8 protein-coding genes are annotated in these 7,041 nt (G+C 71.9%); all 8 read right to left on the bottom strand.

Annotated features, from left to right (window positions below; all coding sequences use genetic code 11):
* Nucleotides 1-12 precede the first annotated feature (12 nt).
* The 8 genes from ABZ406_RS08645 to ABZ406_RS08610 all read right to left on the bottom strand — a co-directional run bounded on the left by ABZ406_RS08645 (nucleotide 13) and on the right by ABZ406_RS08610 (nucleotide 7,021).
* Complete coding sequence (locus ABZ406_RS08645) at nucleotides 13-330, bottom strand: hypothetical protein (RefSeq protein WP_357757464.1); 318 nt, start codon at nucleotides 328-330, stop codon at nucleotides 13-15.
* Nucleotides 330-785, bottom strand: coding sequence for a YbaB/EbfC family nucleoid-associated protein (locus tag ABZ406_RS08640; protein ID WP_357757462.1), 456 nt, complete (start codon nucleotides 783-785; stop codon nucleotides 330-332). Before ABZ406_RS08640 ends, ABZ406_RS08645 begins: the two co-directional genes overlap by 1 nt.
* Nucleotides 782-1,537, bottom strand: a complete 756-nt coding sequence (locus tag ABZ406_RS08635; protein ID WP_357757459.1) for a hypothetical protein — start codon at nucleotides 1,535-1,537, stop codon at nucleotides 782-784. The genes ABZ406_RS08640 and ABZ406_RS08635 overlap by 4 nt, the downstream gene beginning before the upstream one ends.
* Entirely contained in the window at nucleotides 1,534-3,972 is a 2,439-nt protein-coding gene (locus ABZ406_RS08630; RefSeq protein WP_357757456.1) for a hypothetical protein, read from the bottom strand. The genes ABZ406_RS08635 and ABZ406_RS08630 overlap by 4 nt, the downstream gene beginning before the upstream one ends.
* Nucleotides 3,973-3,975: 3 nt before the next feature.
* Complete coding sequence (locus ABZ406_RS08625) at nucleotides 3,976-4,662, bottom strand: hypothetical protein (RefSeq protein WP_357757454.1); 687 nt, start codon at nucleotides 4,660-4,662, stop codon at nucleotides 3,976-3,978.
* 84 nt (nucleotides 4,663-4,746) lie between these two features.
* Nucleotides 4,747-5,028 (bottom strand): hypothetical protein, encoded by a 282-nt coding sequence (locus tag ABZ406_RS08620; RefSeq protein WP_357757451.1) that lies wholly within the window; start codon nucleotides 5,026-5,028, stop codon nucleotides 4,747-4,749.
* A 37-nt stretch (nucleotides 5,029-5,065) separates the two neighbouring features.
* Nucleotides 5,066-5,353 (bottom strand): hypothetical protein, encoded by a 288-nt coding sequence (locus ABZ406_RS08615; protein ID WP_357757449.1) that lies wholly within the window; start codon nucleotides 5,351-5,353, stop codon nucleotides 5,066-5,068.
* A 132-nt stretch (nucleotides 5,354-5,485) separates the two neighbouring features.
* Nucleotides 5,486-7,021 carry an RICIN domain-containing protein gene (locus ABZ406_RS08610; protein WP_357757446.1) on the bottom strand — a complete coding sequence of 512 codons (1,536 nt, stop codon included), beginning with the start codon at nucleotides 7,019-7,021 and terminating at the stop codon, nucleotides 5,486-5,488.
* Between the last annotated feature and the right edge of the window lie 20 nt (nucleotides 7,022-7,041).

The following is a 7,041-nucleotide window of genomic DNA, read 5'->3' as shown; positions in this document are numbered from 1 at the left end:
CCGCGCCTTCTGCTACTCGCTCTGCAGCTCCAACGAGCCGCCACCCTGGGCGTCGAGCTGCTGGAACGCGTCGGCGATCAGGTGCAGGTTGTCGGCCACCCCTCCGAGGGTCTCGGCGGTGGTGGCGATGTCGGAGAGCTGCTGTTCGGCGAGCCCGACGTAGTTGCTGGCGAACGACCTGCCCGCCTCGTCGTCGCCCCAGCACCCGTACACGGCGTCGAGGTCACGCTGCAACGCCTTGAGCGCCTCACCGAGCCGATCGCCGCCCGTCCCGAGCCGGCCGGCGGTGCCGTGCACACCGGGTACGTCCGCGGAGGTGATCTCGGACATCAGCCCTCCCCCCGCAGCCGCGCCTGGTCCGCCGCCGACACCGCGCCCGGTGGCAGGACGTCGAGCGAGGCGCCGAGGAAGCTGCTCAGCATCCGGTCCAGGTCGACCTTGCCGCCGGCCAGTTCCTGGAGCGAGATACCGGGCAGCACCTCGTCGCCGGCGACGTCGGCGAGCTGGCTCAGCGATTCGACGCGGGCCGCCGCGATGGTCTCGGTGACGAGCGAGGCGAGTTCGGCCGGGGCCATCTGGCGGTACCGGGTGTTGTGGAAGGTCAGCTTGAGGATCTCGCCGCGTCCGTTAACGACGACCGACAGCATTCGGTCCTTCGACGTGGTCGTCGTGCCCTGGGCCATCCGCTCGTGCATCCGCCCCAGTCGTTGCCGTTCCTCGGCGAGCGTCTGCAGGGCGGCCTCGAAACCGGCTGTGGCGTCGCCGGGGGTTCGCTGGTCGGTCATGACGGGCTCCTCTCGGGGCGTACGGGTGTCGAAGGCCGAGCGCGTCCGGGTGTTCCCCAGCCGTCCGACGCTTCGGTCCAGGGGCTCGGGTCGAGCGGCGCGGGAACGGAAACGTGCCGTTCGCGTTGTTGGGTGCCGACCGCGCCCATGCCCATGCCCATCCCGCCCATCGGCATCATCGGCATCATGGGTGCCCCCGCGCCGGGAGAGGCGGCTCCTGGCGGGCTGGGTGGGACGTCCCGGTCCGGGTCCAGGTCGCTGGCGAACAACTCGACCCCGGGAGGCGCCGACCCGGTCAGCTCCCGTCCGGTAGCGGTGACCGGAGGGGGCGGCGGCAGGTCCTGCCCGGCCCGCAGGAGCGCCTCCCCGGCGAACGACAGGACCACCTCGCCCTGCACGTCGTACGTGTTAGGCCGCGCCTGTGGGTCGACCGCCTGGCGGGAGACCAGCTCTCCCAGTTGGTCACGGGCGTCGGCGAGTGAGTCGCCGGCCCGGCGCAACGCGCTCGCGAAGTCGGTCCCGGCGAGCTGGTCGAGCACCGCCTCGACATGGGCGGACGACGCCGGTACCGAGGTCGCGGAGCCGGTCACCCGGCAGGCGTCCTGGGCGTCGCGCAGGGCACGACGGAACCGGTCGGCGAGTTCCGCGAAGGTCTGCCGACACTCCTCGAAGCGGTCCGCGGCGGCGTAGAGCACCGCGGGCGGGGTACGGCTCAGCCGCGCCACCGCCTCCTCCAGCAAGGCGACTGTCACGACGGCCGTCCGATCGCCTCGGCGGAGGCCCCGTCGCTGTTGTCCTGCCAGGCCTCGTCGTCGCCCTCCAACCAGATGCTGCGTTCCCGGTCACGTGGTGGCTGCTGCCCGTGACCCTGGCCCATCGGCGGCATCATCGGCATGCCCTGCCCGGCAGACGGGTCGACGGCCGCGCCGGTCGGACCGGCCACCGTCGCCGGGACGGCCGGGCGCAGGTCGGTGAGCGGGCTCCCGGCGGTGCCCACACCGCCGGCCCCGCCCGACGAGCCTCCGCCGCCGGCCGAGCCCAGCCCACCCGCCGAGCCCGAACCGCCGCCCGATCCCCCGCCGGAGCCCGCCCCGCTGAGGAAGTCGGCGAGGCTCGTCGGCCGGCCGTCACCGGTGTGGACGCCGTTCTCCTCGATCAGGTCGTCGAGGGCGTCGCTCGCGCTGTCCCGGGCGTCCTCCAGCGCCTCGATCCGGGCCTTCTCCTCAGCGCTCTCGCCCGGCTGCGCCTCGGCGTCCTCGATCAGGTCGTCGATCGCGGCGTCGACCGCCTCCCGGGCCTCGCGGACGGCGTCGTCGTGCCGGGCGTCCTCCGGGTCCACCGTGTCCGTCGACCGGGCGATCTCCTCCAGGCTGTCGTCGAGCGCGTCCCGGGCGTCCTCGAGGGCCTCGCGGCGCTGCTCCTTGGCCTCCGGGTCCGCGTCACTCGCCTCGTTCTCCTCGAGCAGATCGCCGATGGCGTCAGTGGCCGCGTCGCGGGCGTCCTGCACGGCTTCGCCCGCGGTGCTGGCCTCGCCCTTGCCCAGTAGGTCCTCGATGGCCTTGTCCGCCGCCTCCCGGGCGTCGTCGAGCGCCTGCTGACGCTCGGCGCCACCTGCGCCGGGCTTGCCCGACAGGTCCGCGATCGCGTCGTCGGCGGCCTTCTTGGCGTCGTTCAGGGCCTGCTGTCGGGCGGCCTCGGACGGCTGTCCGCCGCCCGCGCCAGGCCCGCTCCCGCCGCCGGTGCCGCTGGACGGCCCGGAGGACTCGGTAGGCAGGCCACCGCCCGAGGAGCCGCCGCCCGGCATGCCACCACCGCCGGCCGACTGCAAGCCCTCGATCGCGTCGTTGGCCGCCTTCTGCGCGTCGTCCAACGCCTTCTGGCGGGCCTGGTCGGCACCGCCACCGCCGCCGCTGCCCTTGCCGCCGCCGGGGCTGCCCGAGCCACCGCCCGGCATGCCGCCGCCGCTGCCGGGACTGCTGCCGCTGCCGGGGCCGCTACCGCTGCCCGGACTGCTGCCGCTACCGGGGCCGCTGCCGCTGCCCTTGCCGCCACCTGAGCTGCCGGACCCCGGGCTGCCACCGCTGCCCATACCCGGCATGCCGCCGCCCGCACCGGCGCCGGAGGTCTCCCCGCTCGGCGCCCCACCGCTGCCGGACGTACCCCCGGCGGGGTTGGACAGGCTGTCGATGGCCTCGTTCGCCGCGTTCTGCGCGTCCTGCAGGGCCGCCTGCCGCTCGGCGGCAGCGTCACCGCCACCGGAGCCGGAGCCGGAGCCGTCGCTGTTCAGCGCGTTGTCGCCGAGCCCACCACCGGACGAGCCACCCCCGGACCCGTCGACGCTGCCGCCCGCTGCGGCGTCCTCGAGATCGTCGATGGCGTCGTCCGCAACGGACTCGGCCGTCTCCCGCTCGTCGTTGTTCGGCGAGAGGTCCGAGCCGTCGCCGCTTGAGGACGACGAGTCGTCGTCGGAGGAGGTTGACGAGTCGTCGTCGTTCGACGTCGACTCGTCGTCCTCTGACGAGGACGAGGACGAGTCGTCGGCCGCGCTGGTGAACACCTTCGGCGGGGTGATCTCCAGCGGGTCCAGCGCCTCGCCCTTGATGACGTACTTGTCGCTGAGCGTCATCAGCAGCTGCCGCATGTGCGGCATCATGATGTTCTGTTCGACCATCTGGTACGCCGCGTCGCGGGCCTTCTGCAACATGTCCGCCGGTGGCGACAGCTCGACCGCGTTGTACGCGTTGTACACCGCCTGCTCGAACAGCTCCTCCTGCTGGTCGGTGAGCTGGTGGAAGGTCTCCACCGCCTCCCAGAAGGCGGTGGCGAACACCTTGATGTCGTGCCCGACGTCGCCGACCAGCTTCCCGTACCCCTCCAGCCGGTCGTGTACGGCCCGGCTGTGGTTGAGCAGCTCCGTGGTGCGTTCCTGGAACGCGTCACCGGCCTTGCCGACGAAGCCCGGGTCCAGTGCCGTCTTGATCCGGTCGAACTCGTCGTTGATCCGGGCGAGTTCGGCGGTGGCCTTGTCGAAGGCGGCCCCCGCGTCGTGCCAGGCGTTGCCGGTCTCCGCGGTGTTGTCCACCAGTTCGCTGACGTACGGCTGCAGGTCCGTCCACACGTGCAGCGAGGCGAACGTCTGCCCACGGGGGGCGGGTGTCTGGAGTGAGCCGACCGAATCCTCGGGCATGGCCTACTTCTCGTCGTCCTCGGGCGTGACGTTCGCGGTGACGCTCGTGCTCGTTGGCACCGACTGGTTGTTGGTGCCGTCGGTGAAGAACCCGCCCTCGTAGTCGTAGTCGAGGACGTCGGTGTCGGTGAAGAGCAGCTCCGGGGTGATCGAGGTGTCCGGGAAGACCGTGACGTTCAGGTCCTCCGGCGCCGGCAGGGTGACAACGATCGTGCCGTCCTCGGCCTTCTTCGCCTCGCCCGTCATCGGGTCGACCTCGAAGCCGAGGCGCGCGCCGTCACGGTTGACGTTGTCACCGGTGTCGTACGTCTCCTCGCCGTCGGCGGGCGGGATGGTGAGGCCGCCGACCGATGCGGTCCAGGACTCGATCTCGTCGACGGCCTTGCCCTGCAGCGAGTCGGCGTTCGCCTGGTCCTGCTGCTCGAAGATGTCGGCGATGGTGCGTAGCTGGGTGCCGAGCGCCTCGAAGGACGCCTGCAGATCGAGGGCGTGCTGGCGCAGCCCGGCGCCACGGTCGGTGACCATGGCCTCGAGCCACTGGGCGGCGTCGAGCTTGCCGGCCTCCAGCGTGCTGGTGTCCGCCGCCGTCTCGAAGATCGTCATACTGCCGTCGGTCATCAGATCCTCGATCTGTTTCGCCGCGTCGCGCAACGCCACGAGGTCGATCTCTGTGCTGTCCGAGCTGGCCATGTTCACTGCTCCTTTCCGGGCCGATGCGATGCGTGGCGCGGTGCGGGCGGCGGCGGCGGAGGTAATCCCCGCCGCCCCCGTGGACTACCGGGCGCCGAGTTTCTTGTCGGTCGCCTGGTAGTCGGCGAACTTCTCGGCCAGATCGTTGCTTCGCGCGAGCGTGGCGTCGTTCAGCACGGTGATCCCGTCCCGGACCTTCTGGGCCTTCTGCTCGTAGTTGAGGACGTACTCACCGTTGAAGGCGAGGACTCTCTTCGCCTCCTGCTCGAGGACGTCCAGCTGGGCGATCACGTTGTCGCTGATGCGCTTCATCTCGTCGTAGGCGGAGTCCATGGAGTCGTAGTCGTACTTGATGTAATCCGACATGGCAGGTGCTCCTTCAGGGGATTCGCGGGGACGGCACTCAGGAGAGGGAATCGCCCTGTTCCTGGTTCAGCCGTTCCAGTTCCGTCTTGCACTCGCGCAGAAACTGCTCGCAGTCGTCGAGATCCTTGAGGATGGCGATCATGTCGGTGCTCCAGGCGTCCTGGACGGTGTTCAGCTTTTCCATGAGTTCGCCGGAGTTGGCCGCGTAGAGGTCGTTGACGGTGGTGTCGAGTCCCTTACGTTGACCGTCGAGGTCCTCTTCCGCGGCCTGGTGGTTGTCGGCCGCCATCTCGACGTCGGCCGGGGTGATGTCGGTGATCGCCATGCTGGCTGCCTCCTGTGCGCCGGTGATCGTTGGCACCGGTAGACAACCAGCCGGCGGGCGGGCGCGGGACCGCCCGGGAGGCTCGCGGGCCGTTCTGCGGGGATTTCCCTCACGTCGCCGGAAGGTGGTGGATCAGGTGGTCGGCCGCCAGGTCTGGTCCGCGTCGTAGTTGCAGGTCCAGATGGCAGTGGTCGCCAGGTCCCAGCCGATGTCCAGGCACATGCCGCCGTTCACCACGCTGATCACGGCGTTGTCGCGGACGGTCCAGCGCTGGGTGGCGGCACCGTTGCAGGTGGCGGTCTGCACGAGGGTGCCGTCGGTGACACCGCTGTCGTTGACGTCGAGGCAGAGCCCGCTGCGCGCGGACCGGATCGTGCCGTCCGACCGCACGTTCCACCGCTGCGACACCCGGTACGGATCGCAGGACTCGATGCGGGAGGCGAGCAGGTCGGTGGCGGCACCCGCGTCCAGGCAACTGCCCGACCGCTCGTGCGCGAACATCGTCCCGGACGGTTTCCTGCTCGGGCTCGGCTTGGGCGGCGCCGGCGTGCCCGTCGGGCGGGGCGGGGCGGCCGTCGTCGGCCCGGGGGTGGCCGGCGGAGAACCCGACGGGGTACGGGACGCCGACGGCGTCGGGGACGGCGGTGGGACTGGTGCACCGCCGAGGCGGGTGTCCAGCCGGTAGTAGTCGCTGTAGCGGCGGACCTGCTCCAGGAAGGACTGGGTCATCGCGTCCGGGACGCCACCGGCCCGCCGGACGGTGTCCTCACCGGAGTGCCAGGCGGCGAGCGCGAGCAGGTACGGATCGCCGGGGAGCGCGTCCAGGTCCTGCGCCAGTTGGCACATGGCTGCGCCGAGCACCGCGATCACATCCGTGGCACTGGCCGGCGATGCCTTCGCGGGCGCGTACCGCTGCCACAGCCGCTGGGGGACGACGCCACCCGGAGGGTCGGTGCGCAGGGCGGACACCGCCATCAGCTGCCCGGCGACGGCGGCGGCGGGGACCTGCGGGCAGCGCCGGCCGGCGCGGGCGATCGGGGTGACGAGCGCGTCGGGTAGGGGTAGGGCGTCGGGCACCGCCCCGGCCGTGAACGCGGCGGCACCGGCATCGGCGAAGTGGGGAAGACCTTGGTAGTAGGTCGCGTACCCGGCGGCCTGCCGGACGTACTCGGACGCCGCGTCGGGCACCCCGCCGGCCTCGGTCACGGCCGGGACACCGACCCGGAAGCCGGCGAGCGCCAACCGCCACGGGTCACCCGCGACGCCGGACTGCCGGACCTCGGCGCCGAGCTGGCACATCAGGTGCGTCAGGGCGGCAACGGCTGCCATCGGGTCGGTCGGCTGCGCGTTGGACCACGGCACCCACCGCCGCCACTGATCGTCGTTCAGGCCGGCCAGGCCGGTTCCACCGGACACCGTGCGGGCCGAGTCCGTGGCCAGGCCGGACTCGGCCATCAACTGCCCGGCGACCCGGGCCGAGGTGAGGATCGGGCAGGCGTGTCCGGCGGCCAGCACCGCCGACATCTGCGCGTCGGAGAGGGGTCGTCCGACCATCTCGTCCTGGCCGGCGTTCGCCATCACGCCGACGCCGACGGCGGCGGCGACACCGACAGCGACCAGGCCGGCGACCCAGCCACGGCCACGCCGGAACAGCCCAGCAACCCGCACGTTTCGTCCTTCCGACGACG

Source organism: Micromonospora sp. NPDC005710 (assembly GCF_040630995.1).
Classification (GTDB): domain Bacteria; phylum Actinomycetota; class Actinomycetes; order Mycobacteriales; family Micromonosporaceae; genus Micromonospora.
This window is presented reverse-complemented; position numbering and strand designations above follow the sequence as displayed.